The sequence below is a fragment of the Klebsiella sp. GW_Kp182 genome, assembly GCF_040062275.1.
Classification (GTDB): domain Bacteria; phylum Pseudomonadota; class Gammaproteobacteria; order Enterobacterales; family Enterobacteriaceae; genus Klebsiella; species Klebsiella michiganensis.
Genome location: NZ_JBEAFQ010000073.1, coordinates 1 through 25,185 on the forward strand (window position 1 = coordinate 1; position 25,185 = coordinate 25,185).

A 25,185-nucleotide genomic window follows, 5' to 3' on the forward strand; every position below is an offset into this window, starting at 1 on the left:
GATTCTTACACAGCCACTGGATCGATCAACCGATCCTTAACTGATCGGCATTACACCCGAAGGTGGCGTTATCGTTATTAATACTGGTCTTTATCCAACCAGTTGCCGCTTTCTATCAGCGTGAAGCCCTCAACGGGGCGCTGATAGACATACATCCAGGCGCTACCGTAGGGCGTCTGGATCAGGTGACGAGCATACTCGCCGCCTTTGGTACGCAGCGCATCCAATTCAGCCAGCGTCGATGCGTCAATACGATAGACCTCACCATGTACCGTGCCATCGCCGGGCACCGCGCCTGGATAGTGGCCCAGGCTGTACAGTTGATAATCATTGACACTATGATCGCCCAGCCACTGAGCGTTGGTCATCCAGTGGCTGTTGCCTTGTTTGCGTCGTAAACTGCCGTAAACAAATATTCGCATTGCTAAAACTCAAACTGATAGAGCAAATCGAGAGCCTGGTCTACGCCAGACACAGCTTCCATATATAGCTTAGGCATCAGGCGATAGCGTAACGTCAACGTCGCCAGGGAGTCAAAGATCCCTACCCCATATTTTACCTGCAGACCCGGCAGTACATAGCCGCTGACCACCACCTGGGAGGAGTCGCCCACTCCCTCGGTATCCAGCGCCAGATTGCTTACGCCAAACGTCTCGCCGATTTTACCCACAACCTGACCACTTTGTGCAACCCCCATACCAATAAGCATTGAAGTCATGGCTGCGCTATCGCTCTGTCCGCTGCCTAAACCCTGCCCGCGTAGCAGGTAAGAGAGCGCTTCCTGCTGCGACATCGCCGGATCGGAGAAAATCTCCGCTTTCGGCTGATCGGCCGAGCCGGTCACGCGAACGCCGGCGATAACGTCGTCCTCGGTGGCGTCCGGATTACGAATGGCTTCGATATTCAGCAGCGGCTGATCCGGCGGACCAGAGAACAGCAGCTCGCCTTTACGCACGATCAGATCCTGGCCGTAGGCATGGAAACGCCCTTCCGGGATGTTGATCTGCCCGTTGAGCCCCAGCCCCTGTTTGTCCTGCGCCACTTTCAAATCGCCGGTCAGACGCGCTTTCAGACCAAAGGCGTCGAGACGAACGTTGTTGCCCACGTGAATCGTCAGATTGCTGTTGATAGGGATACCGGCGCTCTGCTGCTTAATCGGCTGCAGATTTTTATCCAGCATCACTTCGTCAGATGAGACCCCAACGGCGCTTTCCGGCACTTCGTTGACGACGATACGCGCCCAGGGTACGTCAACGCTGCCATCCAGGTTAAACAGGCTTGGCGTGGCGGTAAAGACCACGTCCGGCGACACATCCAGGCGCACCATCGGCGGCACGGTTATCCGCACCCGGCTGCCCTTCGCCGCAATCTGCGCGCGCCAGTTGTCAATCTGCGTCCAGTCGGCGTTGCCGCTGAGCGCAATCTGTCCCTGGCGAGTGTTCACCGTCCCCTGCAGGGTCGAACGGGTACCGGTAAAATTCATCGCCAGCTGGCTCGGCTGCATATCAAAAGGCATAAAGTTACCGTCAATATCCACGCCGTTCAGCTGCATCTGACCGAAAAGCTGCGGGCTCTGGACGTTACCGCCCAGCGTCAGACGCGCGTTCAGTCTCCCTTCCGCCTTTTCACCGCGCGAGAAGATAGGGTTGATCATCGCCAGCGAGAAGTTGCTGATATTGACGTTACCGCCCAGATTGCGTCGGCCCTGGGGATCGGTGACCTGCACCTGTCCGTCCAGCTGGCCATTGTTGGTCAGGCGAATCAGCCAGCCCAGCTGGGCGCGGTTATTGTGCAGATCGGCCGTGAGGTTCAGGGTATCGAAAGCCACCGGCAGCGGCGCGTCGTTGACCGTCTGCGTCACCTTCACGTTACGCCCGCTCAGGGTGACCTTACCCTGCGGCAGCCCCTCTTTGGTGGTGTCCCAGCTCACATCGGCATTACCGCTAAACACGCCGCTGGCCTGGGTCGCTTCCGGCATAAAGGGCTTGAGCATCGCGAGATCGAAACGGTTGAGGTTCACCACCGCGCGCCCGCTCGCGCCGGCGTCGATGGTCTGCGGTACGCACAGCTCGGCGTTCGGGTTAGTCCAGCAGTGCGGCCCGATGCTGATTTTCTGCTCAAGGTTGCGGTAATCCAGCGCGATATCACGCGTCAGCGCCACCGGCCCCACCGGGGTCTGGAAACGGGTATTGCTCAGCGTGCCTTTCCAGCGCTCCGCTTTGCGGTCAAAGCTCCCCGCCAGCGAGAGCTGCCCGGAGACCGGATCGCCCTGCACCCGCAGCTGCAGGTCGTGCTGCTTCTCATTGCCCTTCGCATTGAGCTGCACCAGGCTGATATTCACGCCCGGCTGGCTAATACGGTCTACGCGTACGTCAAGGTTACCGCCAATCTGGTCGGTGGATTTCACATCGCCCTTCACGTTCACCTGAGCCACCGACAGCTCCTGCCAGCGCAGCGCCCGGGCGGTGATATCCGCCAGCAGCTGCGGCGCGTCGACGGTGCCGCGAACCTTCACCAGCCCTTTCGCCGTCCCGCCCAGGCCCGGCAGGGCGTTATCGAGATGCGGCGCGTCAATGGTGGCGTCGAGGTTAAGGTCTTTGACCCCCAGCTCACCTTTCACGTCGGCGCTGTTAGGGCCTAAAGCCAGATGCAGGCCGGGGATTTTCCACTGCATATAGCTGTTGCCCTGCAGCGATCCGCTTACATCGACTTTGTTTTGCTTCACGTTACCGGTAATTTTCAGCTCCGGCACCGACATCTGCCAGCTGCCGCCGTACAGGCTGCCCTGGGTCTTAATCAGACCGTTGAGCTTCGACGGCCAGTCCGGGACCTCTTTAGCGGTATTGATACCGTCAAGCGTCAGTTCGCCGCGCCAGCTGATCGCCTGCTGCCAGTCGAGCAGCGCCTTCAGTTCGGTTTTCCCTTCGAGGGCGGCGACGGTGAGCTTATCGAGATTCACCTGCTGCTCGTTGCCCTTCGCGTTCAGGTTAATCTTCGCTGGCGGCAGCGACTGCCCTTTCACCGCGGTGCTAAAGGCCAGGGTGTAGTCGGTCATCTTGCCGTTAAATTTCAGCAGAAGATCGTCAGCCTGATACGCTTTCTCGCCGGTAAACGGCCAGTAGAGCTGCTTGCTTTTCACCTCCATATCCAGCGGCAGGCCGGCCTCAGCCAGCTGCGTTTCGGCGCGCAGCGTCATCGCGACTGGACCATTCAGATCGACGCCGACCGTGAGCTTTTTACGCACTTCGCCGCCCACTTTTAGCTGCACTTTCTCGCCCTTCAGGGGGTCAATATTCAGCGTACCGTTGAGGGTGATATCGACCGGCCAGTTATCCTGCAGCTGCGCGTTACCGGAAGCCGTGACTTTCCCCTGGTCGGAGTCCACGTCCAGCGCGTCCAGCTTCATCTGCCCATCGATGCTGCTGACTTTAAGCAGCAGATTGTAGATGGTTATATCGGTATCGCCGGTGAGACGCAGCTGCTCGCCGCGGAACGCCTGAATATTAAGATTCAACGGCAGATGGACGTCAGTCATTTCCGGCAGCACCGGTTTCGAGAACAGCTCTTTCATCGTCTCGCCGAGCGGCTTTTCTTCCGGCCGCGGGTTGTCAATTTTCGGCTCGACAACCTGCTCCTGAGCCACCTTCGCCACCTTCGGCAGCGCGATGAGCAACCCCTGCAGCGAGGTCGGCGTCAGGGTGAGGTTTTTCTCCTGCCAGTTAAGCCCCGTGGAAAAGTCGCGCACCGAGACGGCGGTATCGTCAATTTTTACGTTGACGTTATGCAGCGCCACCCGGCTCAGGGTAACGGGATAAGGCGTGGAGAGATTCAGCGGCCCGCTCTCTTCTTCTTCAACCGGCGCCGCTGGCGGCATCTTGCTGGTATCGATCGCCACATAGATATCGCGCAGAGAGATATCGTTGACGCACAGGCTGCTGTCCCACAGGCAGCGTAGCTTAACGCCCAGATGGAACTGGCCGGCGGTGACCGCCACGCCCGGCTGCTCAAAGCGCACGTTCTCCAGCGTCAGATCGCGCCAGCCGCCGGTGGCTTTACCGATTTCCAGCCCCGGGACCCAGCGATCGGCGGCTTTGATAACCAGATGCAGACCGGTCGTCGTCCCCACCAGGAATCCTACCGTCCCCAGCAGCAGCAGCAGAAAAATCAGTACGCCGAGGCTTATCTTCTTCCATAAACTCATAATTCAGGCCCCAGACCGATGTAAAACTGTAAACCGTGCTCTTCTTTGTCGCCGATCGGTCTGGCGATATCCAGCTTGATTGGCCCGACCGGAGACTGCCAGCGCACGCCGAGGCCGGCGCCGGTTTTAAAGTTGCTTTCGCGGATATCGCTTACCGCTTCGCCGCTATCGACGAACACCGCGCCCCACCACTTGCCGCTCACGTTGTACTGATACTCCAGCGAGCCAGTAGCCAGCTTCGAGGCCCCCATCAGTTTGCCGTCGTCATCTTTTGGCGAGATAGATTTGTATTTATAACCGCGAATGCTGCGGTCGCCGCCGGCGAAGAAACGCAGATCCGGCGGGACTTTGCTGAAGTTATCGGCCTCAATCCAGCCGAGGTTGCCGCGCACCACGAAGCGGTGGCGGTCATAAAGGGTGCGGATCCAGACGTCCTGCGCCTGCATCACAATAAAGTTAATATCCGAGCCCCACATGGTGTTGGAGTAGTCCACCGAATAGCGCTGCGAATCGCCCCAGGTCGGCATCAGGCCGCCGCGCGAACGGGTACGGTTCACCGACACGCCGGGATAGATCAGCATGGTGGTGTTGGTGACGTTGGCCTGGGTAAAGTGGTCAAGGCTCCAGCGCAGGTTCAGCGCGCGCTGCCAGCCGCTCGACATCTCCCAGTAGCGCGAAACGGCCAGGGTGGTGGAGTCAGATTTGGTATCGTTGAGATCCGTGCGTTTAAAGCCGCCCTGCATCAGGTAGTACTGCTCCAGGGGGCTTTTTAACAGCGGTACCTTGTAGCTGAAATCAAGCTGCTGTTCAGGGGCGGAAAGGCTGAGGCTGGAAGTGAGGCTGTGGCCGTAGGAGTTCATCCACGGCTTTCTCCAGGTGCCTTTGACGCGCGGCCCGACGTCGGTTGAGTAGCCGACCCCGGTTTCCACGGTGTTCTCTTTACGCGGAGAGACCACGCCCTGCAAAGGCAGCACTTTCGTCTGGCGGGACTTGTCAAACTGCGGCGCCACCACGACGGAGCTAAACCAGCCGGTTGCCGCCAGGCGGCGGTTAAGTTCGGCTAAATCCTGCGAGGTGTAGTAGTCGCCCTGCTTAAACGGCACCAGGTTTTGCAGATATTCGTCGCGAATTTGCGAGCCTTCAAAAGTGACCGGGCCAAAGCGGTAGCGCTCGCCGCTGTTGTAGTCGATATCCCAGAAGGCCTGATGCCGGTCGAGGGAAACGCCAAGCTGGCTTTTATTAAACTCGCTGTCAAAGTAGCCCTTACGCAGCGCAACCCGGGTCAGAGAGCTTTTAAAACTGTCATAATCACCGTGATTGAGGACCGTGCCGATCGCCGGGCGCGTGTTTAGCAAATCCAGATAGTCGCGATCGGTTCGGGCGCCGCCGCGTAAAATCACGTCAGTGCCGCCAATGCGCACCGGTTCGCCGGGCGTGACTTTGGCGATCAGCACCTGACGCCCCCTCGCCGGCGGCGGACGTAAATCAAAATCAATCGTGGGTTCGTAGTAGCCCAGCGCTTTCAGTCCTTCGCGGATAGCATCATCAACGCGCGCGCGAAAGCGCCGGTCCGGCGTGACTTCATCGCTCTGGATCGTAGAGAGTTGGGCGCGGACGTTTTTTTCCAGTTCCCCGGATAGTCCCTCAACCTGCAAACGCACGCTCGCTGCGCTGGCGACCCCGCTGACCAGCAAAACGCTGGCGATACATAACTGGCGGATTTGTAGCACTTTTTCTCCTGAATATCCTTGTTTCCCCCCGAAGGAAACGAAAGTGCCGCTCCACGGCTTAACAAAACCCTAACAACTAAGGGTTGAAAAATAGACGTTATCCCAAATAATTCTTATGTTTAAATCTAGACGTATTAAGCGCGTTTATTGTGTTCAAAGACACGCTTGGTTACAACCTTAACCACATTTTCTGTTTTGAGAGGCCCACCGTGAGTCTATTTGATAAAACGCATCTTGTCGCCCAAGCGGACGCGCTGCCGGGACGCAACACGCCGATGCCGGTGGCTACGCTCCACGCCGTCAATGGTCACTCGATGACCAACGTTCCCGCAGGAATGGAAGTCGCCCTGTTCGCCATGGGCTGCTTCTGGGGCGTTGAACGCCTGTTCTGGCAGCTGCCCGGCGTTTATAGCACCGCCGCTGGCTACACCGGCGGCTATACGCCCAACCCAACCTACCGCGAAGTCTGCAGCGGCGAGACCGGCCATGCTGAAGCCGTGCGCGTGGTCTACGATCCGCAGGTTATCAGCTATGAGCAGCTGCTCCAGGTATTCTGGGAAAATCACGACCCGGCGCAGGGCATGCAGCAGGGTAACGACCGCGGAACGCAGTATCGCTCCGCGATTTATCCGCTAACGCCTGAGCAGAGCGAGGCGGCGAAGGCCAGCCTGGCGCGTTTCCAGGCGGCAATGAATGAAGCCAACGACCCGCGCACTATCACCACCGAGATCGCGACGGCGAAGCCGTTCTACTATGCGGAAGACGATCATCAGCAGTATCTGCATAAAAATCCGTACGGATACTGCGGCATTGGCGGAATTGGGGTTTGTTTGCCGCCGCAGGCCTGATGCGGCTGCACCGTAGGGCAGGCCGCCGGATTGAATAATTTACGCTCTGGCGGCTTTACAGTACCTTACGCTATACTACGCCGTGCTATCGCCGGTCCAGAGCCTTCGGACCGGCTTTTTGTGAATTCCACTTAGCGTTATCCACTTCCCTTCCGAGGATCTGATCTCAACGGTCAGATAAGATATGTTAAACAGTATTTTAGTAATACTTTGTCTGATAGCCGTCAGTGCGTTCTTTTCGATATCGGAAATCTCGCTGGCCGCATCACGTAAAATCAAACTCAAGCTGCTGGCCGATGACGGCAACATCAACGCTCAACGCGTGCTGAAGATGCAGGAAAACCCCGGGATGTTCTTTACCGTGGTGCAAATCGGCCTCAACGCGGTAGCGATTCTCGGCGGTATCGTCGGCGATGCGGCATTTTCGCCGGCGTTTAATAGCCTCTTTAGCCGCTATATGTCCCCGGAGCTCTCCGAGCAGCTGAGCTTTATTATCTCCTTTACCCTGGTCACCAGCCTGTTCATTCTGTTTGCTGACCTGACTCCGAAACGCATCGGTATGATCGCGCCTGAAGCCGTCGCTTTACGCATCATCAACCCGATGCGCTTCTGCCTGTTTCTCTTCCGCCCGCTGGTGTGGTTGTTTAACGGCATGGCCAACAATATCTTCCGCCTGTTCAAAATTCCGATGGTGCGTAAAGACGACATTACCTCCGATGATATTTACGCCGTGGTGGAAGCCGGCGCGCTGGCAGGGGTGCTGCGTAAGCAGGAGCATGAGCTGATTGAGAACGTGTTCGAACTGGAATCGCGCACCGTGCCTTCATCGATGACCTCGCGTGAAAACGTCATCTGGTTCGATCTTCACGAAGATGAACAGAGCCTGAAGAATAAGGTCGCGGAGCATCCGCACTCCAAGTTCCTGGTCTGTAATGAAGATATCGACCACATCATCGGCTACGTTGATTCCAAAGACCTGCTGAACCGCGTGCTGGCAAACCAGAGTCTGGTGCTGACCGGCGGCGTGCAGATTCGCAATACGCTGATTGTCCCGGATACCCTGACGCTGTCTGAAGCGCTGGAAAGCTTTAAAACCGCCGGTGAAGACTTCGCCGTGATCATGAACGAATATGCGCTGGTGGTCGGGATTATCACCCTGAACGACGTGATGACCACCCTGATGGGCGACCTCGTCGGCCAGGGGCTGGAAGAGCAGATCGTCGCGCGCGATGAAAACTCCTGGCTCATTGACGGCGGAACGCCGATCGACGACGTGATGCGGGTGCTGGATATCGATGATTTCCCGCAGTCCGGCAATTACGAGACCATCGGCGGCTTTATGATGTTTATGCTGCGTAAAATTCCCAAGCGCACCGACGCGGTGAAATTCTCCGGCTATAAGTTTGAAGTGGTGGATATCGACAACTACCGCATCGATCAGCTGCTGGTGACCCGTATCGACAATAAGCCGACGGTGCTGGTGCCCAAGCTGCCGGATGCGGCCAACAGCGATAAAGAGTCAGCGTAAAACCGTTGACGAACCGACAAGGCGGATGAAAATCCGCCTTTTTTATTGTCCGAATGTGAGGCTGCTCACGCCCCTCGGGCAATAGCAGATTTTTACTGCTCCACAGCGAAACGTTCATGACTCCCCTCTGCGCAAAAAGGTAACTTTGCTCGCGTCTACACGATCATATTCCTGAATAAAGGAAGCGAGGGTTACCATGATAGAATCAAATAAAAACTACTATATAAGCTGTCTGTTCTTCCTGTTCTTCTTTATTGGCTGGGGATGCTGCTATCCTTATTTATCATTGTGGTTAACGGAAACCATCGGCATTAATTACACTGACGTCGGTCTGGTTTATTCCTTTACCGCGATTATTGCCGTTTGCGTTCAACCACTATTCGGTTTTATATCCGACAGGCTGGTCTATCGTAAAAACCTGATGTGGCTGCTGGCCATCATTATTACCCTCTTTGCCCCCTACTGGATCTACGTCTTTGCGCCATTATTAAAAGTTAACGTTTTTCTCGGGGCGCTGGCGGGCGGCATCTATATTGGCATGGCCTACGGCGCAGGCTGCGGTATTTGCGAAGCTTACATTGATAAAGTCAGCCGTGCTTCCGGTTTTGAGTTTGGTCGCGCCAGAATGTTTGGCGGCATTGGCGCGGCTATCGGCACCTTCGCGGCAGGCAAGCTCTACGGGATCGACCAGAACATGATTTTCTGGCTGGCCAGCGGTGCCGGCGTATGCCTGCTGGTCATTGTCTGGAAAATGCAGATTAGCGCGAATAAACAAGGCGCGATACACAGCAGTAAAGCCTCGCCGGTCACCCTGAGCGACGCCACCTCGCTGCTGAAAATGAAGAAATTCTGGTTCTTCGCGATCTACACGATCGGCGTCGGCGCGGTATATGAAACCTACGACCAGCAGTTCGCCATCTATTACAGCCACTTCTTTGAGAGCAAAGCGCGCGGCGCGGAAGTCTTCGGCTATTTAACCACAGGTCAGATTTTCCTTGATGCGGTAGTGATGTTTTTCGCCCCATGGTTCGTGAATAAAATCGGCCCGAAAAATGCTCTGCTGTACTGCGGAATGATTATGAGTCTGCGCATTATCGGCTCGGCCTGGGCTATCGGTCCGGTGTCCATTAGCCTGATTAAACTGCTGCACGGTTTTGAGAGCTCGGTATTACTCGTCGCCGCGCTGAAATATATTACTGCCAACTTCAACCCGCTGCTTTCGGCCACGGTTTATTTAATCGGCTTCCAGTTTTCGAAAAGCTTTAGCTCTATTTTCCTTTCTACCGGCATCGGTCATATGTACCAGAGCATGGGCTTTACCAGCAGCTATATCGTGCTCGGCGGTATCGCCCTGTGCTTTACCCTGATTTCATTTATTACGCTGGACAAAGCGCGCGCTTTTGCCCCGCAGCCGGCGCCCGCGCATTAATTTAAGGAGGTAACCTGTATGTCTGATTTATTTTATGGCGTGGCCTATTACGATGAATATATGCCGGAAGATCGGCTGGCGAAAGATATCGCCTTAATGCAGGAAACGGGCATTAACGTGGTGCGGATTGCCGAATCGACCTGGAGTACGCTGGAGCCCCGGGAGGGCGAATATAACTTCTACCATATCGACCGGGTGCTGAATGCCATGCATAAAGCGGGGATCGCGGTGATTATCGGCACGCCAACCTACGCCGTCCCGGCCTGGCTGGCGGCGAAGCACCCGGATATTCTGGTCACTACCGTCAACGGGCAGCAAAAATATGGCCCGCGCCAGATTATGGATATCGTCAACCCGACCTTTCGCCGCTATGCCGAAAAGATTATCCGTACGCTAATGGCGCACGTGCAGCACCATCCGGCGATTATTGGCTGGCAGCTGGATAACGAAACCAAGCATTACGATAATATCGGCCGCCATATGCAGGAGGGTTTTGTACGCAGCCTGCAGGAAAAATACCCCGACCTTGACCAGTTGAATAACGATTTTGGTCTGGACTACTGGAGCAACCGCATCGATAGCTGGCAGGATTTTCCGCCGGTCGAAAACACTATCAACGCCAGCCTCGCCTGCGCGTTCTCCCGCTACCAGCGCCAGCAGGTGACGGAGTATCTCGCCTGGCAGGCGGAGATCGTGCGCGAATATGCCCAGCCGCATCAGTTCGTCACCCACAACTTCGATTTTGAATGGCGCGGCTACTCCTACGGCGTGCAGCCGCGAGTTGACCATTTTGCGGCGGCACAGACGCTGGATATTGCCGGTGTCGATATCTATCACCCGAGCCAGAAACACCTGACCGGGCGAGAAATCGCGTTTGGCGGCGCCATTACGCGTTCGCTAAAGCAGGGTAAGAATTACTTCGTGCTGGAAACCCAGGCGCAGGGCTTTGCCCAGTGGACACCTTATCCGGGCCAGCTGCGCCTGCAGGCTTTTAGCCACGTGGCATCGGGGGCGGCAATGGTCTCTTACTGGCACTGGCATTCGATTCATAACGCGTTCGAGACCTACTGGAAGGGTCTGTTAAGCCACGACTTCTCGCGCAACGCGACCTGGCAGGAGGCCACCACTATCGGGGCTGACTTTGCCCGCCTGTCGCCGCAGCTGGCGGAGCTGAAGGCAGAAAACGACGTCGCGCTGCTGATAAGCAATGAGGCGATGGACGCCCTTAACCAGTTCCGTCCCGGCGACGCGCAGGGCAATATTTACAACGATATTTTCCGCCGCTTCCACGATGCGCTGTACGACCACAATATCAGCCTCGATATTATCCACGACGTTAACGAGGAAACCGCGCGCTACCGCGCGCTGATCGTACCCGGACTCTACGCCGCCGATGATGGCCTGCTGACGCGCATCAACCGCTATATCGAGCAGGGCGGCAGAGCGCTGATCGGCTTTAAATCAGGCTTTAGCGATGAAAACGTGAAGGTGCGCAGCGGCGCGCAGCCGGGAATTTTGCGCGAGAGCTGCGGCGTGAGCTACAGTCAATTCACCCTGCCGGAAGAAACCACGGTAAGCGCCTGCAGCGCTGACATTGATTGCCGTCAAGACAATCAGGCCGAGCTGTGGATGGAGCTGCTGACGCCGGACGCCGGTACCCGTACGCTACTGCGCTATCAGCATCCGGCATGGGGCGACTATGCCGCCGCCACCGAGGCGGATTACGCTCAGGGTCGGGCGATTTACGTTGGCTTCCTGCCGCAGAAAACGCTGATTAGCCAGCTGTTCGATCGGCTGACCGCAGGACTGGATCTGCGTTCACGTACATCGGCCTACCGCTATCCGATGGTGGTCAAAAAGATGCGCAACCGCGACGGCAACAGCATCCACTTCCTGTTCAACTACTCCGGCGAACCGCAGGCGTTTATCAGCGAGACATCGGGCAACGCGCTGTTGAGCGGGGAAAAAGTTAGCTGCGGCCAGCCGTTGCGCCTCAAAGCATGGGAATTTACTATCATCGAAAGTTAAGCGGGCGGCGGCGCTCGGGCGGGAGAAACGATGGAACTGGATATCAATGAGCTACTGAACTTCTCGCCATTGATGAAGACCTTTACCTTCAACGCCTGGGTCGTCGCCGGCTTTACCCCCATCACCCGCGGCTCAAAGCTGGACTACTACATAAACCGCCCGCAGGGGATGAAAGGTTACATCATCAATCTGACGCTTCGCGGCCAGGCGCGCGCGAAAGCGGGAGACGGCTCCCTTCTGTGTCGTGAAAACGATCTGCTGCTCTTCCCGCCCGGCGTTCCGCACCATTACGGACGGGACGAACACAGCGAATACTGGGATCATTTATGGATCTACTTCATCCCCCGGCCCTACTGGATAGACTGGCTAAAATGGGATCAAACGACCCACGGCATTGGTAAAACCACGGTCAACGATCCTGAGCAGCTGCAGAGTCTGCGCGATCTGTTCTATGAAGTTATCCGCCACCACTCCGCTTCCGCCCCGCTGTCGGAGGCGCTGGCGATGAATGCGCTGGAGCGCCTGATCCTGAACTGCTTTCAGCGACAGCCGATCAGCAACCGCCACGCCCACGACCCGCGGATTAACGCGGTGTGCGACTATCTTAACGAACATATTGCCCAGGAGATGAAGATCGAGACCCTGGCGGCGATGGTTTTTCTCTCCCCTTCGCGGCTGGCGCATTTGTTCAAAAATGAGCTGGGGCAAACGGTTTACGCCTGGCGCGAGGCGCAGCGCATCAACCGCGCGAGGTGGCTGATCCAGAGCACCTCCCTGCCGCTTAACAAAATCGCCCTGTCGGTAGGTTACGGAGACCCGGTCTATTTCACGCGCATTTTCCGTAAACATAACGGCATTCCCCCGGGCGAGTACCGTAAACGCTATGCGGAAATGAAGGGATAGGTCCAGAAACATCAACGGCTCCCTTAGGGAGCCGCCTTTTTACCGTGTAGTCATACCTCTTTTCAGGTTATGCCATCTCTGTTTGCAGACGGCTCACCTGGCGGTTGACTTCAGACATCACTGACAAATGCAGCTTGTCCTTAACCTTCGGGATAAGGATTTTGCCCTTATCAAACTCAAAAGCGCCAACGTCCTTGATATACAAACGTCCACGGAACAGGATCTTCACGTACTTCGCTACTTGTAGCGGGTTGTAGCGTTGGAAAATTTTCATTGTTGTCTCCTGCCAGGGTTACGCTCCTGTGGTGCCACAGTTAGCCCACGTACCGGAATCGCAAATTTTAATGCCCTGAAACTATAGTCCAGAATCTGAGTGATACCCAGTTTGTATAAGTTTATTTACCTTATGATGACAATAATTCAGAGTTTTCGTTTCAGGCATCCGATGAAGGTAGTATAAGTCGCCGATTTTAGACGGAATTGTGCGTCAACACGCAAACTGGCACCATCATTGCGGGTAATGCCCATAAATCGCACTTATGATTAAAGCAGACCAAGTGGTCGGATCACCTGCACAGATAATAAAAGGAAACACCATGACCCTACGTAGATTACTGGCCGTTTCATGTCTCCTGTTCCCGCTGATGGCGTCGGCGCATAACTTTGTCGATGGCCAGCGCGTTGCGCCGGTCGGCGTCGCGGATCGGGGGGAGCTGGTACTGAACAACGATAAGTTTAGCTATAAAAGCTGGAATAGCGCGCAGCTGGTGGGGAAAGTGCGCGTCGTGCAGCATATTGCCGGGCGCTCGTCGGCAAAAGAAAAAAACGCGACCCTGATTGAAGCGATTAAAAGCGCGAAGCTCCCGCACGATCGCTATCAAACCACCACAATCGTCAATACCGATGACGCTATCCCGGGTTCAGGCATGTTTGTCCGCAGCAGTATTGAGAGCAACAAGCAGCTCTACCCCTGGTCGCAGTTTATCGTCGACAGCAACGGTGTGGTCCGCAAAGCGTGGCAGCTTAATGAAGAGAGTTCGGCCATCGTGGTGCTGGATAAAGATGGCCGCGTACAGTGGGCTAAAGACGGCGCGCTTAGCCAGGAAGAGGTGCAGCAGGTGGTTGCCCTGCTGCACAAGCTGCTCAATAAATAGAGACCCGGAAGCCGGGGTTGAGGAACGATTCACGCGGCGTGTAATCAAGGGTACGCCCCTGCCAGTCGTGAACGTGCGCCCCGGCGGCGCTGGCGACCGCATGACCGGCCGCGGTGTCCCAGGTGGAGGTCGGCCCGAAGCGCGGATAAAGCTGGGCCTGCCCTTCGGCGACCAGACAGAACTTCAGCGATGAACCGATTGAGGTGGTCTGGTGTTCGCCAAGCTGCTCCAGATACTCCTGCAGCTCCGGGTCATTGCCGTGGGAGCGGCTAATCACCACCAGCGGCGGACGCGCATCGCGGACCTGAATCTGCTTGCGAACGCCGCACTCCTCTTTCCACGCTTTGCCCTTTTCCGCGCTGTACATCACCTTCATCACCGGCGCGTAGACCACGCCAAGGATCGGCTTCCCGTTTTCAATCAAGGCGATATTGACGGTAAACTCGCCGTTGCGCTTGATAAATTCTTTGGTGCCGTCCAGCGGGTCCACCAGCCAGTAGCGCTGCCAGTGCTGGCGCACCTCCCAGGCCGGCGGGTCCTCTTCCGACAGAACCGGAATATCGGGCGTCAGCGCCAGCAGGCCGCTGATAATCACCTTGTGCGCCGCAATATCCGCGGCCGTGACCGGAGAATCGTCCTTCTTGCTGGCAACGTCCATCGGCTGTTTTCCATCGTAAACTTCCATGATGGCATCGCCCGCGTTCCGTGCTAGCTGACATACTTGTTCTAACATTCTCCACCTCGTCTGGTTACAGTGGCGTTAACTCGTTGTTTTATTTATATCGCATCATTGTGAGTTCCGCTATCTGTGATAACGATGGCGGTTTCTTTCACCGCTTTTCTGGCATGATTCACATTTCTGTAAGCAACAGAATGTAAATACATTTTCTTCTGTGCCATTGCTCATAAAAAAGGACGCCACTGATGATTAAGTTTAGCGCAACGCTGCTGGCCACGCTGATCGCCGCCAGCGTAAATGCGGCGACGGTCGATTTGCGGATCATGGAAACCACCGATCTGCACAGTAATATGATGGACTTTGACTATTACAAAGACAGCGCCACGGAAAAATTTGGCCTGGTGCGCACCGCAACCCTGATTGAGAAAGCGCGCCAGGAAGCCAAAAACAGCGTGCTGGTCGATAACGGCGACGTTATTCAGGGCAGCCCGCTGGGCGACTATATGGCGGCGAAGGGACTGAAAGAAGGCGATGTTCACCCGGTCTACAAGGCGATGAATACCCTGGATTATGTCGTAGGTAACCTCGGCAACCACGAGTTTAACTACGGGCTCGACTTCCTGCACAAAGCGCTGGCCGGGGCAAAATTCCCCTACGTGAACGCCAATATTATTGACGCCAAAACCGGCCAACCGATGTTTACGCCTTATCTGATTCAGGATACCCAGGTACAGGATAGCGATGGCAAAACTCAGACCCTGCGCATTGGCTATATCGGCTTCGTACCGCCGCAGATTATGACCTGGGATAAAGCCAATCTCAGCGGCAAAGTCACCGTCAATGACATTACCGCCACCGCGCGCAAGTTTGTCCCGGAAATGCGTGAGAAAGGTGCGGACGTGGTGGTGGTCATTGCCCACTCCGGCCTTTCCGCCGACCCGTATCAGGCGATGGCGGAGAACTCCGTTTACTATTTAAGCCAGGTGCCTGGGGTCGATGCCATTATGTTCGGCCACGCGCACGCCGTCTTCCCGAGCAAAGATTTTGCCGGTATCAAAGGCGCAGATATCGCGAAAGGTACGCTGAACGGCGTACCGGCAGTGATGCCGGGCATGTGGGGCGATCACCTTGGGGTGGTCGATCTGGTTCTGAACAACGACAGCGGTAAATGGCAGGTCAGCGCAGCGAAAGCCGAAGCGCGGCCGATCTACGATGCGGTGGCGAAGAAATCGCTGGCGGCAGAAGACAGCAACATGGTGGCGGTACTAAAAGCCGACCATGACGCCACTCGCGAGTTTGTCGGCAAACCGATTGGTCAATCCTCGGACAATATGTACAGCTATCTGGCGCTGGTGCAGGACGATCCGACCGTACAGGTGGTCAATATGGCCCAGAAGGCCTACGTTGAGCACTATATTCAGGGCGACCCGGATCTGGCGAAACTACCGGTACTCTCCGCCGCCGCGCCGTTTAAAGTCGGCGGACGCAAAAATGACCCCGCCAGCTTTGTTGAAGTGGAAAAAGGGCAGCTCACCTTCCGCAACGCCGCCGACCTCTACCTGTATCCCAACACCCTGGTGGTAATGAAAGTCAGCGGTAAAGAGGTTAAAGAGTGGCTGGAGTGCTCCGCCGGGCAGTTCAATCAGATTGACCCCGGCAGCAGCAAGCCGCAGTCGCTGATTAACTGGGACGGCTTTCGCACCTACAACTTCGATGTCATCGATGGCGTGAACTACCAGATCGATATCACCCAGCCGGCGCGCTATGACGGCGAATGTCAGCCCGTTAATCCGCAGGCCGAGCGAATTAAAAACCTGACCTTTAACGGCAAGCCAATCGATCCGAACGCCACTTTCCTCATCGCGACCAATAACTACCGCGCTTACGGCGGTAAATTCCAGGGCACCGGCGAGGATCATATCGCGTTCGCCTCGCCGGATGAAAACCGCTCGGTGCTGGCGGCGTGGATTGGCGCGGAGTCGAAGAAAAACGGCGAGATCCATCCGGCGGCGGATAACAACTGGCGCCTGGCGCCGATCCACAGCACCGTACCGCTGGATATTCGCTTTGAAACCTCACCAGGCGATAAGGCCGCGGCGTTTATCAAAGAGAAAGCGCAATACCCGATGCGCCAGGTGGCTACCGACGATATCGGCTTTGCCATTTATCAGCTGGGTTTGAGTAAATAATTGCCGGTTCCCCGGTTGTGCTGCGCTTACCGGGGCTATCCTGACATCATCCTCAGGCTACCTGTTCGTGGTTCGCCAGAACCGCGGGCAGGTTCAGCTCAATCCAGTCCGCCAGCGCCGCCACCTTCTCGCTCACCTGCTCACCGAGCGGAGTCAGACTATATTCAACGTGCGGCGGTACCACCGGGTACGACACGCGGTTAAGAAAGCCATCCTGCTCCAGCGCCTGGAGCGACTGGGCCAGCATCTTTTCGCTGACGCCGCCGATCTTACGCCGCAGATCGCTAAACCGATGGGTGCCATCGCGCAGGGACACCAAAATCAGTACGCCCCAGCGGCTGGTCACGTGCTTGAGCACTTCCCGCGAGGGGCACTGTTCGGCAAACAGGTTGCCGTTGCGTAGCTGCTCGCTCAGCGTCAGATTCGCCATATTCACACTTACCTTTTTGTACGTACTTACTAAAAGTTAGTTAAGGTGTTAGCTTACCACAACTGCCAATGAACACGAAGGAGAAGACCTATGATCGCAATTACCGGCGCAACCGGCCAGCTTGGCCAGCACGTCCTGGAAAATCTGTTAACTACCGTCCCCGCAGGCCAGGTTGTGGCTATCGTGCGCAACCCGGCGAAGGCCGAATCGCTGAGCCAAAAGGGCGTAGTGGTTCGTCAGGCCGACTACAGCGATGAAGCCGCGCTGACCGCCGCCCTGCAGGGCGTGGACAAACTGCTGCTGATCTCGTCCAGCGAAGTCGGCCAGCGCGCCGTCCAGCACCGCAACGTGATTAACGCGGCGAAAGCCGCCGGCGTGAAATTTATCGCCTACACCAGCCTGCTGCACGCCGATACCTCCCCGCTGGGGCTGGCGGATGAGCATATCGCCACCGAGAAAATGCTCGCCGACTCCGGCATTGCGTATGCCCTGCTGCGCAACGGCTGGTACACCGAAAACTACCTTGCCAGCGCGCCGCCGTCGATTGAACATGGCGTATTTATCGGCGCGGCCGGTAACGGCAAAATCGCCTCCGCCACCCGCGCGGACTACGCCGCCGCCGCCGCTCGCGTTATCGCCGAAGAGGGCCATGCCGGAAAAGTGTACGAGCTGGCGGGCGATGAAGCGTGGACCCTCAGCGAACTAGCCGCTGAGCTGAGCAAACAAAGCGGTAAAAACGTGGTGTATCAAAACCTCAGCGAAGCCGACTTCGCCGCCGCGCTGAAGGGCGTAGGCCTGCCCGCTGGCCTGGCTGACATGCTGGCGGATTCTGATACCGGCGCGTCCAAAGGCGGTCTGTTCGACGATAGCCGCACCCTGAGTAAGCTCATCGGTCGCCCAACCACGACGCTGGCAGAGAGCGTCAAAGGCATTCTGTAACTGTTACATAGTGGTTAATTTTTGTAGCATCCCGGCGGGCCATCCTCAATAATGCACGGATGTCCGTCGGGAGTTATCGCATGCAAGGCGTACCAGAACAGTTCAGTGATGAAAGAGACAGCGCGCGCTTTCGCCATCTGGCGCAGCTGCCCGGCGTTGAGCTGTACCATGCCCATATCTCCCGCTACGCCTTTGAACCGCACACCCATGAAGCTTTTGGTATCGGCGCGATAGAGCTTGGCGCCGAGCGTTTTCGCTATCGCGGCAGCCAGCACGTGGCTTCGGTTAACTCGATCGTCACCATGAACCCCGATGAGCTGCACACCGGCGAGGCGGAGACCGCCGACGGCTGGCGCTATCGGATGATTTATCTCGACCCGGATACGCTGGAAGAGGTGACCGGCGTGCGCCACTGGTGGTTCAGCGAGGTGGTGCGTCAGGATCCCCTGCGCTCCCGGCAAATCGGCAATCTCATCTACGGCCTGTGGCATACTGACGATCCGCTGGCGCAGCAGGGGCTGCTGCTGGATTTGATCGATACCTTCCGCCCGTTTGCCCATCACGCCGCTGCGCTGCCCGAAGCCCGCCACCGCTTCGAGCGGGTGCGCGACTATCTGCACGATAACTATATGCGTACGGTGACCCTTGATGAGCTGGCGCAGGTGGCGGCGCTGAGCCCATACCATTTCCAGCGCCAGTTCAAAGCGCACTTCCACGTTACGCCGCACCAGATGCTGATGGCGATTCGCCTGTGGCGCGCTAAAGCGTTTCTCACCCACGGCATGCCCGCCGCCGACGTCGCTCTCGCCGCCGGGCTGACCGACCAGTCGCACCTGACCCGCGCGTTCACCCGCCGCTACGGCATTACGCCGGTGCGTTATCAAAAGCAGGTTCTCCCGCGCTAATGCGCAACCTCATACAATATTCCCGCTTTTGCCTCGCCTACACTGTCGCCAACGAAAAGAGTAATGGAAGGCGTGATGATTAGTGGTGTGCTGTACGCCCTGCTGGCAGGGCTGATGTGGGGATTGATATTCGTGGGTCCTTTACTGGTGCCGGAATACCCGGCGGTTTTACAGTCGATGGGGCGCTATCTGGCGCTGGGGCTGATCGCCCTGCCGCTGGCCTGGCTGGGCCGCGCGCGGCTGCGCCAGCTCACCGGGAAAGACTGGTGGACGGCGCTGGGGCTGACCATGATGGGCAACTTAATCTATTACGTCTGCCTGGCCAGCGCGATTCAGCGTACCGGCGCGCCGGTATCGACGATGATCATCGGCACCCTGCCGGTCGTGCTGCCGGTTTTCGCCAACCTGCTCTATAGCCAGCGCGACGGCAAGCTGCCGTGGCGACGCCTGTTCCCGGCGCTGGTCTGTATTGCCCTCGGCCTGGCGTGCGTCAATATCGCCGAGCTGCATCAGGGCTTACCCGATTTCAGCCCGTGGCGCTACGGCTCCGGTATCGCGCTGGCGCTGATCTCGGTGGTATGCTGGGCCTGGTACGCGCTGCGCAACGCCCGCTGGCTGCGGGAAAATCCGGATAAACCGCCGATGATGTGGGCCACCGCGCAGGCGCTGGTGACCCTGCCGGTATCCCTGGCCGGATACCTTATCGCCTGCGGGTGGCTGCACGGCCAGCACGCGGACTTTCCGCTCCCCTTCGGCCCGCGTCCGGCGATGTTTGTCACCCTGATGCTGGCGATCGCTATCTTCTGTTCATGGGTCGGCGCGTGGTGCTGGAACGTTGCCAGCCAGCGTCTGCCAACGGTGATCCTCGGGCCGCTGATCGTCTTCGAAACCCTTGCCGGACTGCTGTATACCTTTATTCTGCGCCAGAGCCTGCCCCCGCTTCTCACCTTCAGCGGTATCCTGCTGCTGGTGCTCGGCGTGGTGTCCGCCGTGCGTGCCCGCCCGGAAAAGCCCGCGCTGCAGGAGCTGGTCAGCGAGAAAAAATAGCCTGGTATCCTAAAGGGGTATTCCCAGGTACATAAGATGCATTTAAAATACAACTTATATTCTTGATGACGAGGTAACTGCTATGGCTTTCCGTGACCAACCTTTAGGCGAGCTGGCGCTGACGATTCCGCGCGCCTCCGCGCTGTTCCGTCAATACGATATGGACTACTGCTGCGGCGGCAAACAGACGCTGGAGCGCGCGGCGTCGCGCAAAGAGCTGGACGTCGCGGTGATTGAAGCCGAGCTGGCCAAACTGGCGGAAGTGCCGGTAGAGCGCGACTGGCGGGCTGCGCCCTATGCGGAAATCATCGATCACATTATCGTTCGCTATCACGACCGGCATCGCGAGCAGCTGCCGGAGCTGATTTTACAGGCCACTAAAGTCGAGCGCGTTCACGCCGACAAGCCCAACGTTCCGAAAGGCTTAACCAAGTATCTGACCATACTGCACCAGGAGCTTTCCAGCCATATGATGAAAGAGGAGCAGATTCTGTTCCCGATGATCAAACAGGGCATGGGAACGCAGGCCGGCGGTCCTATCAGCGTCATGGAAAGCGAGCATGATGAAGCGGGCGAGCTGCTGGAGGTGATTAAGCACATCACGCAGAACGTGACGCCGCCGGCGGAAGCCTGCACTACCTGGAAAGCGATGTACAACGGCATCAACGAGCTGATTGATGACCTGATGGAGCACATCAGCCTTGAAAATAACGTACTGTTCCCGCGTGCCCTCGCCGGAAAGTAAATAAAAAGGCGCCCGCAGGCGCCCTCGACATTGTCAGTCTTATTGGCCACCCCGGGTGGCCTTTTTTATGACGGACCGTTGCAAGCAACGTTAAAAACCGCTGCCGAAGATTTTTTATTTCGCCAGGCGCTTCTTGCCGGCAAACAGCCAGCCCGCGCCGAGCAGCACAAACCACAGCGGGGTCACCATCAGCGCTTCGCGGGTATCGGCTTCCAGCGTCAGCAGGACCAGCACAAAGACGAAGAATGCCATGCACACCCAGCACATCAGTTTGCCCAGCGGCATCTTATATTTGGACTGCTCATGCAGCTGCGGACGCTTTCTGCGATAGGCCAGATACGAGCACAGGATAATCGTCCAGACGAACATAAACAGGATCGCCGACACCGTGGTAATCATGGTAAACGCCGCGATCACGCTTGGATTGACCATCAGCATGACTACGCCGCCCAGCAGACACATACAGGAGAAGGTCAGGCCTTTCGCCGGTACCGCGCGCTTCGACAGCTTGGCGAACATTTTCGGCGCCTGTCCGTCCTGCGCCAGACCGAACAGCATACGGCTGGTGGAAAACACGCCGCTGTTAGCGGAAGAGGCCGCCGAGGTCAGCACCACGAAGTTGATCAGGCTTGCCGCCGCCGGCAGCCCGACCAGCACAAACAGCTCAACGAACGGGCTCTTTGACGGCACGACGGAGCTCCACGGCGTCACTGACATAATCACGATCAGCGCAAAGACGTAGAACATAATGATGCGGATTGGAATCGAGTTAATCGCCCGCGGCAGGGATTTCTCAGGATCTTTGGTTTCCGCCGCCGTGGTTCCCACCAGTTCGATGCCCACAAAGGCGAATACCGCTATCTGGAAGCCGGCAAAGAATCCGCTGATGCCTTTCGGGAACCAGCCGCCGTCATTCCACAGATGGGCGAAAGAGGCCTCTACGCCGGTCGGTGACTGGAAGTGCATCATCACCATCACCAGGCCGACGACAATCAGCGCCACGATAGCGACAATTTTGATCATCGCAAACCAGAACTCCATCTCGCCGAACATCTTCACGGTGGCGAGGTTAAGGCCCAGCAGCAGCAGGATGACCGCCAGCGAGGCGACCCAGTCGGAGAGTCCCGGGAACCAGAACTGCGCATAGGCGGTGATCGCCACCACGTCCGCCATCCCGGTTACCACCCAGCAGAACCAGTAGGTCCAGCCGGTAAAATAGCCTGCCCAGGGGCCCAGCAGGTCGGCGGCAAAATCGCTGAACGACTTGTATTCGAGATTCGACAGCAGCAGTTCGCCCATGGCGCGCATGACGAAAAACAGCATAAAGCCGATGATCATATAAACAAAAATAATTGACGGCCCGGCAAGGCTGATGGTTTTGCCTGAGCCCATAAACAGCCCGGTGCCAATCGCACCACCGATAGCAATAAGCTGAATATGCCGGTTAGTGAGATTTCGCCGCAGCGATTGTTCAGTCGGAGCCTGTTCGTCGGCAGCGACTTTTACCTGATCTACCATGTGATTTTTTCCTGTTGTACCTGTCTGTGTTGTTCGGGCTCTACTGGCCCTTCATTCGTATTAACCCCGGAACGAGGGTTTATCGATATTAGGTAAGAATCGGAGGGATGAATACTATGATTTAGATATAATGTTAATTTTATGTTTAAAGTGAGTGTTATATCACTCCGGTTACGCGAAACAGCTCACAAAAATACACCCATTAAGCAGATATGCAATATAAAGCTCCACCAAACGCTCAACTTAAGGGTTTTACACTATTTAAAGCGGCTCCCTCCCCCATACGGGAGAGGAAGCACCTGCTGTTTAGATAATATCCAGCAGTTCAACTTCAAAAATCAGGGTGCTGAACGGAGGAATGGATGCGCCCGCGCCGCGCTCGCCGTAGGCCAGGCTGTGCGGAATCGTCAGTTCCCATTTGGAACCCACCGGCATCAGCGTCAGCGCTTCAATCCAGCCGCCGATCACCCCGGTCACCGGGAATTCAGCCGGTTCGCCGCGCGCAACGGAGCTATCGAAGACGGTGCCGTCGATCAGCTTGCCGGTGTAGTGAACGCGAACGCGGTCAGTACGCGCCGGGATCGGGCCTTCGCCCTGGGTCAGAACGCGGAACTGCAGGCCAGACTCGGTGCTGTTCACGCCTTCGCGCTCGCGGTTTTCTTCCAGGTATTTCTCGCCATCCGCGGCCATTTCCTGGAAACGCTCGCGACGCACGGCGTCAGCGCGTTCGTGGATTTCGCGCAGCGCGCGGTGAACGGCTTCCACCGGCACCTGCGGCTGTTGACCTTCCAGCGCGTCAGCAATACCCGCGACCAGCGCTTCCGGCAGCAGCCCCTGCAGGCCAGATTCGCTCAGCTGTTGTCCAACCTGCAAGCCGATACCGTAACTTGCCTGTGCTTCGATCGTGTCAAAAGTTGGGGTTGCCATCTTTGTTCCTTTTTTGGTGGGGATTCTCATGCTCCCGGGCCTTCAAATTGCGAAAGGCGGCGAGCGGAGAAAAGAGGTGGGAAGCATATCAGCCATAGCACGACGGGTAAAACTTTGTCGCCTGGATGATGACAAATCTAAGGGAAACAGAAACAATAGAGAGATAAGGTTAACCTCACGAAACATAGCTTTGTCTCGTCCTTCAGGAAGTTAGCCATCTATACTCTAGAGAGAGCAGGATAAAAATATGCGGAGCAGGAGGAAAGCCATGCCCGGGCGCTTTGAACTGACATCTACCCTGGCGAAGATCTGGCACGCCCCGGATCATTTTCGCCTCATGGATCCGCTACCGCCGATGCACCGCCGCGGCATCATTGCCGGGGCGCTGCTGGTAATTATCGGCGTTCTGCTCCCTTCCGAGGATAACAGCAGCCCGGTTCAGGCCAGCCGCGAGGCGAATCTCAACCTGCAATCCCAGTCGCAGCCCTCTTCCGGCAATCAGGCGGTCCCGCTGCCGCCCATCACCAACACGCCGCCGGTCAACGATGCCGATCAGGTGGCGCCGGTCGCACCGGAGCCGATTCAGGATGAGCAGCCGGATCAGCCGCAGCAGACCGCATCTCAGCCTTATCAGGAGCCGCAGTCGACTCCCGGCATCGAGCAGCAGTGGCGGACCTACCGTATTGAATCGGGGAAAACTCTCGCGCAGCTGTTCCGCGACCACAACCTGCCGCCGACCGACGTTTACGCCATGGCCCAGGTGGAAGGCGCCGGTAAACCGCTAAGCTCACTGCAGACCGGGCAGACGGTCCAGATCCGTCAGAACGCCAGCGGCGTGGTCACCGGGCTGACTATCGATACCGACGGCGGCCAGCAGGTGCTATTTACCCGCCAGTCGAACGGCAGCTTTATTCGCGTCCGTTAAGGCCTCACGGCCGGGTAGCTTACCCGGCCTGCTGTGGCGATTTCCCGGATGTTGTCCCCGGCTTATTCACCCACCAGATCCCGGCGCACACCAGCGCCAGCGCAACCGCATATTTCAGTTCAAGAATATTCTCGCCGAGGAAGATGGCCGACAGTACGGTGCCGGCGACCGGGACCACAAAGTTGAACGGCGCAATCATGCTCACCCGGTTATGCTTGAGCAGCACGCTCCATAGCGCAAAGGCGATGGAAGAGAGCAGCGTCAAATAAGCCAGAACCAGCGCAGCAGCGGCGCTGTGAACCTCAAGGGTGCCGCCGGTCAGATAGCCGCCGCCGACCAGTACCAGGCCGCCAAACGCCAGCTGCCAGCCGGTCATCACCGTCGGGTCAACCGTCTGCGAAATGCGCTTCCCGTACAGCGTCGCCGCCGACAGGATAAACGCCGCCAGCACCACAAAGCCGTCACCCTGCCAGACAAAGCTAAAATCGCTCAATGAACGATTAACATTCACCAGCATTACGCCGGCAAAGCCGACAATACAGCCGATGGCTTTGTTGTAGCTCAGCCTGTCATTCTGATAGATAAAGTGCGCCAGCAGAACGCTGAAGAAGGTACCGGTGGCGTTCATAATCGATCCCTTCACGCCGGTGGTAAACGCCAGGCCAACGTAGAAGAAAACGTACTGGATAGAGGTTTGCGTGACGCCAAGTATCGCCAGCTGCCCGCACTGACGGGGATTCAAGCGGGCAATCGGCTTACGCTGCACCAGCGCGAAGAGCAGCAGCAGCGCGCCGGCAAACAGAAAGCGATAGCCAGCAAAGACGATTTTAGACGGCACATCATCAGTGGCAATCTGAAACAGTTCATAGCCGCTTTTAATCGCCGGATAGGAGCTTCCCCACAGCAGACAGCAGAGGGTTGCGCAGGCATAAGCCACTTTCTTGCGGGAAAAAATCGAGGGTGCGTCCATTCACTTCACCAGAAATAAAATAGTGTTTTATTTTATTATCCAGAAAGTTGCTAAGAATAGCCACCATACCAGGAAAAGATTCGACAAAGA

The 25,185-nt window shown here is 57.0% G+C and carries 21 protein-coding genes; 12 read left to right on the forward strand and 9 right to left on the reverse strand.

The window, feature by feature from the left end:
* Window positions 1-77: 77 nt before the first annotated feature.
* From ABLU88_RS26870 to tamA, 3 genes are read right to left on the reverse strand one after another with little or no spacing between them, the layout of a single operon-like run.
* A complete protein-coding gene (locus ABLU88_RS26870; RefSeq protein ID WP_004098039.1) occupies window positions 78-422 on the reverse strand; it encodes a gamma-glutamylcyclotransferase in 345 nt (114 codons plus the stop codon).
* 2 nt (window positions 423-424) lie between these two features.
* On the reverse strand, window positions 425-4,201 hold the full coding sequence (gene tamB, locus ABLU88_RS26875; RefSeq protein WP_207171965.1) for an autotransporter assembly complex protein TamB: 3,777 nt from the start codon (window positions 4,199-4,201) through the stop codon (window positions 425-427).
* Window positions 4,198-5,931 (reverse strand): autotransporter assembly complex protein TamA, encoded by a 1,734-nt coding sequence (gene tamA / locus ABLU88_RS26880; RefSeq protein ID WP_014227642.1) that lies wholly within the window; start codon window positions 5,929-5,931, stop codon window positions 4,198-4,200. Before tamA ends, tamB begins: the two co-directional genes overlap by 4 nt.
* Before the next feature lie 209 nt (window positions 5,932-6,140).
* Here tamA and msrA point away from each other — a divergent pair, with 209 nt between their 5' ends.
* From msrA to araC, 5 genes are all read left to right on the forward strand, one after another.
* Window positions 6,141-6,779 (forward strand): peptide-methionine (S)-S-oxide reductase MsrA, encoded by a 639-nt coding sequence (msrA, locus tag ABLU88_RS26885; RefSeq protein WP_014227641.1) that lies wholly within the window; start codon window positions 6,141-6,143, stop codon window positions 6,777-6,779.
* A 184-nt stretch (window positions 6,780-6,963) separates the two neighbouring features.
* Window positions 6,964-8,307, forward strand: a complete 1,344-nt coding sequence (locus ABLU88_RS26890; RefSeq protein ID WP_025107621.1) for a hemolysin family protein — start codon at window positions 6,964-6,966, stop codon at window positions 8,305-8,307.
* Between the two features lie 196 nt (window positions 8,308-8,503).
* A complete protein-coding gene (locus ABLU88_RS26895) occupies window positions 8,504-9,736 on the forward strand; it encodes an oligosaccharide MFS transporter (RefSeq protein WP_014227639.1) in 1,233 nt (410 codons plus the stop codon).
* 18 nt (window positions 9,737-9,754) lie between these two features.
* Entirely contained in the window at window positions 9,755-11,764 is a 2,010-nt protein-coding gene (locus ABLU88_RS26900) for a beta-galactosidase (RefSeq protein ID WP_348838637.1), read from the forward strand.
* A 30-nt stretch (window positions 11,765-11,794) separates the two neighbouring features.
* A complete protein-coding gene (gene araC, locus ABLU88_RS26905) occupies window positions 11,795-12,667 on the forward strand; it encodes an arabinose operon transcriptional regulator AraC (protein WP_004098024.1) in 873 nt (290 codons plus the stop codon).
* Between the two features lie 67 nt (window positions 12,668-12,734).
* Here araC and ABLU88_RS26910 read toward each other — a convergent pair whose 3' ends face one another.
* Complete coding sequence (locus tag ABLU88_RS26910; protein ID WP_004098023.1) at window positions 12,735-12,941, reverse strand: DUF1107 domain-containing protein; 207 nt, start codon at window positions 12,939-12,941, stop codon at window positions 12,735-12,737.
* A 322-nt stretch (window positions 12,942-13,263) separates the two neighbouring features.
* Here ABLU88_RS26910 and ABLU88_RS26915 point away from each other — a divergent pair, with 322 nt between their 5' ends.
* Window positions 13,264-13,821 carry a YtfJ family protein gene (locus ABLU88_RS26915; protein WP_032747643.1) on the forward strand — a complete coding sequence of 186 codons (558 nt, stop codon included), beginning with the start codon at window positions 13,264-13,266 and terminating at the stop codon, window positions 13,819-13,821.
* Here ABLU88_RS26915 and cysQ read toward each other — a convergent pair.
* Window positions 13,811-14,554, reverse strand: a complete 744-nt coding sequence (gene cysQ, locus ABLU88_RS26920; protein ID WP_004098019.1) for a 3'(2'),5'-bisphosphate nucleotidase CysQ — start codon at window positions 14,552-14,554, stop codon at window positions 13,811-13,813. The genes ABLU88_RS26915 and cysQ overlap by 11 nt on opposite strands.
* Before the next feature lie 191 nt (window positions 14,555-14,745).
* On the opposite strand from cysQ, the gene ABLU88_RS26925 reads away from it, so the two are divergent.
* The gene (locus tag ABLU88_RS26925; protein WP_201993738.1) at window positions 14,746-16,689 is read left to right on the forward strand and encodes a bifunctional 2',3'-cyclic-nucleotide 2'-phosphodiesterase/3'-nucleotidase; all 1,944 of its coding nucleotides are present in this window, start codon (window positions 14,746-14,748) and stop codon (window positions 16,687-16,689) included.
* A gap of 52 nt (window positions 16,690-16,741) precedes the next feature.
* On the opposite strand, the gene ABLU88_RS26930 is transcribed toward ABLU88_RS26925, so the two are convergent.
* Window positions 16,742-17,119, reverse strand: a complete 378-nt coding sequence (locus ABLU88_RS26930) for a helix-turn-helix domain-containing protein (RefSeq protein WP_004098015.1) — start codon at window positions 17,117-17,119, stop codon at window positions 16,742-16,744.
* Between the two features lie 90 nt (window positions 17,120-17,209).
* Here ABLU88_RS26930 and ABLU88_RS26935 point away from each other — a divergent pair, with 90 nt between their 5' ends.
* The 4 genes from ABLU88_RS26935 (at window position 17,210) to ytfE (ending at window position 20,755) form a co-directional block, all read left to right on the forward strand.
* Window positions 17,210-18,058 (forward strand): SDR family oxidoreductase, encoded by an 849-nt coding sequence (locus ABLU88_RS26935; protein WP_014227633.1) that lies wholly within the window; start codon window positions 17,210-17,212, stop codon window positions 18,056-18,058.
* Between the two features lie 80 nt (window positions 18,059-18,138).
* On the forward strand, window positions 18,139-18,963 hold the full coding sequence (locus ABLU88_RS26940) for an AraC family transcriptional regulator (protein ID WP_004098011.1): 825 nt from the start codon (window positions 18,139-18,141) through the stop codon (window positions 18,961-18,963).
* Window positions 18,964-19,038: 75 nt separating this feature from the next.
* Window positions 19,039-20,010 (forward strand): DMT family transporter, encoded by a 972-nt coding sequence (locus tag ABLU88_RS26945; RefSeq protein ID WP_064405995.1) that lies wholly within the window; start codon window positions 19,039-19,041, stop codon window positions 20,008-20,010.
* A gap of 82 nt (window positions 20,011-20,092) precedes the next feature.
* Complete coding sequence (ytfE, locus tag ABLU88_RS26950; protein WP_201993737.1) at window positions 20,093-20,755, forward strand: iron-sulfur cluster repair protein YtfE; 663 nt, start codon at window positions 20,093-20,095, stop codon at window positions 20,753-20,755.
* A 114-nt stretch (window positions 20,756-20,869) separates the two neighbouring features.
* Here ytfE and cycA read toward each other — a convergent pair whose 3' ends face one another.
* Entirely contained in the window at window positions 20,870-22,273 is a 1,404-nt protein-coding gene (gene cycA, locus ABLU88_RS26955) for a D-serine/D-alanine/glycine transporter (RefSeq protein ID WP_004128150.1), read from the reverse strand.
* 306 nt (window positions 22,274-22,579) lie between these two features.
* Window positions 22,580-23,200 (reverse strand): FKBP-type peptidyl-prolyl cis-trans isomerase, encoded by a 621-nt coding sequence (gene fklB, locus ABLU88_RS26960; protein ID WP_004871077.1) that lies wholly within the window; start codon window positions 23,198-23,200, stop codon window positions 22,580-22,582.
* A 268-nt stretch (window positions 23,201-23,468) separates the two neighbouring features.
* On the opposite strand from fklB, the gene ABLU88_RS26965 reads away from it, so the two are divergent.
* Window positions 23,469-24,125: a LysM-like peptidoglycan-binding domain-containing protein gene (locus ABLU88_RS26965; RefSeq protein ID WP_348838645.1), complete on the forward strand. Its 657-nt coding sequence runs from the start codon at window positions 23,469-23,471 to the stop codon at window positions 24,123-24,125.
* 19 nt (window positions 24,126-24,144) lie between these two features.
* Here the strand turns inward: ABLU88_RS26965 and ABLU88_RS26970 are convergent, their stop codons facing one another.
* Window positions 24,145-25,095: a DMT family transporter gene (locus ABLU88_RS26970; protein WP_046876859.1), complete on the reverse strand. Its 951-nt coding sequence runs from the start codon at window positions 25,093-25,095 to the stop codon at window positions 24,145-24,147.
* Window positions 25,096-25,185: the final 90 nt, after the last annotated feature.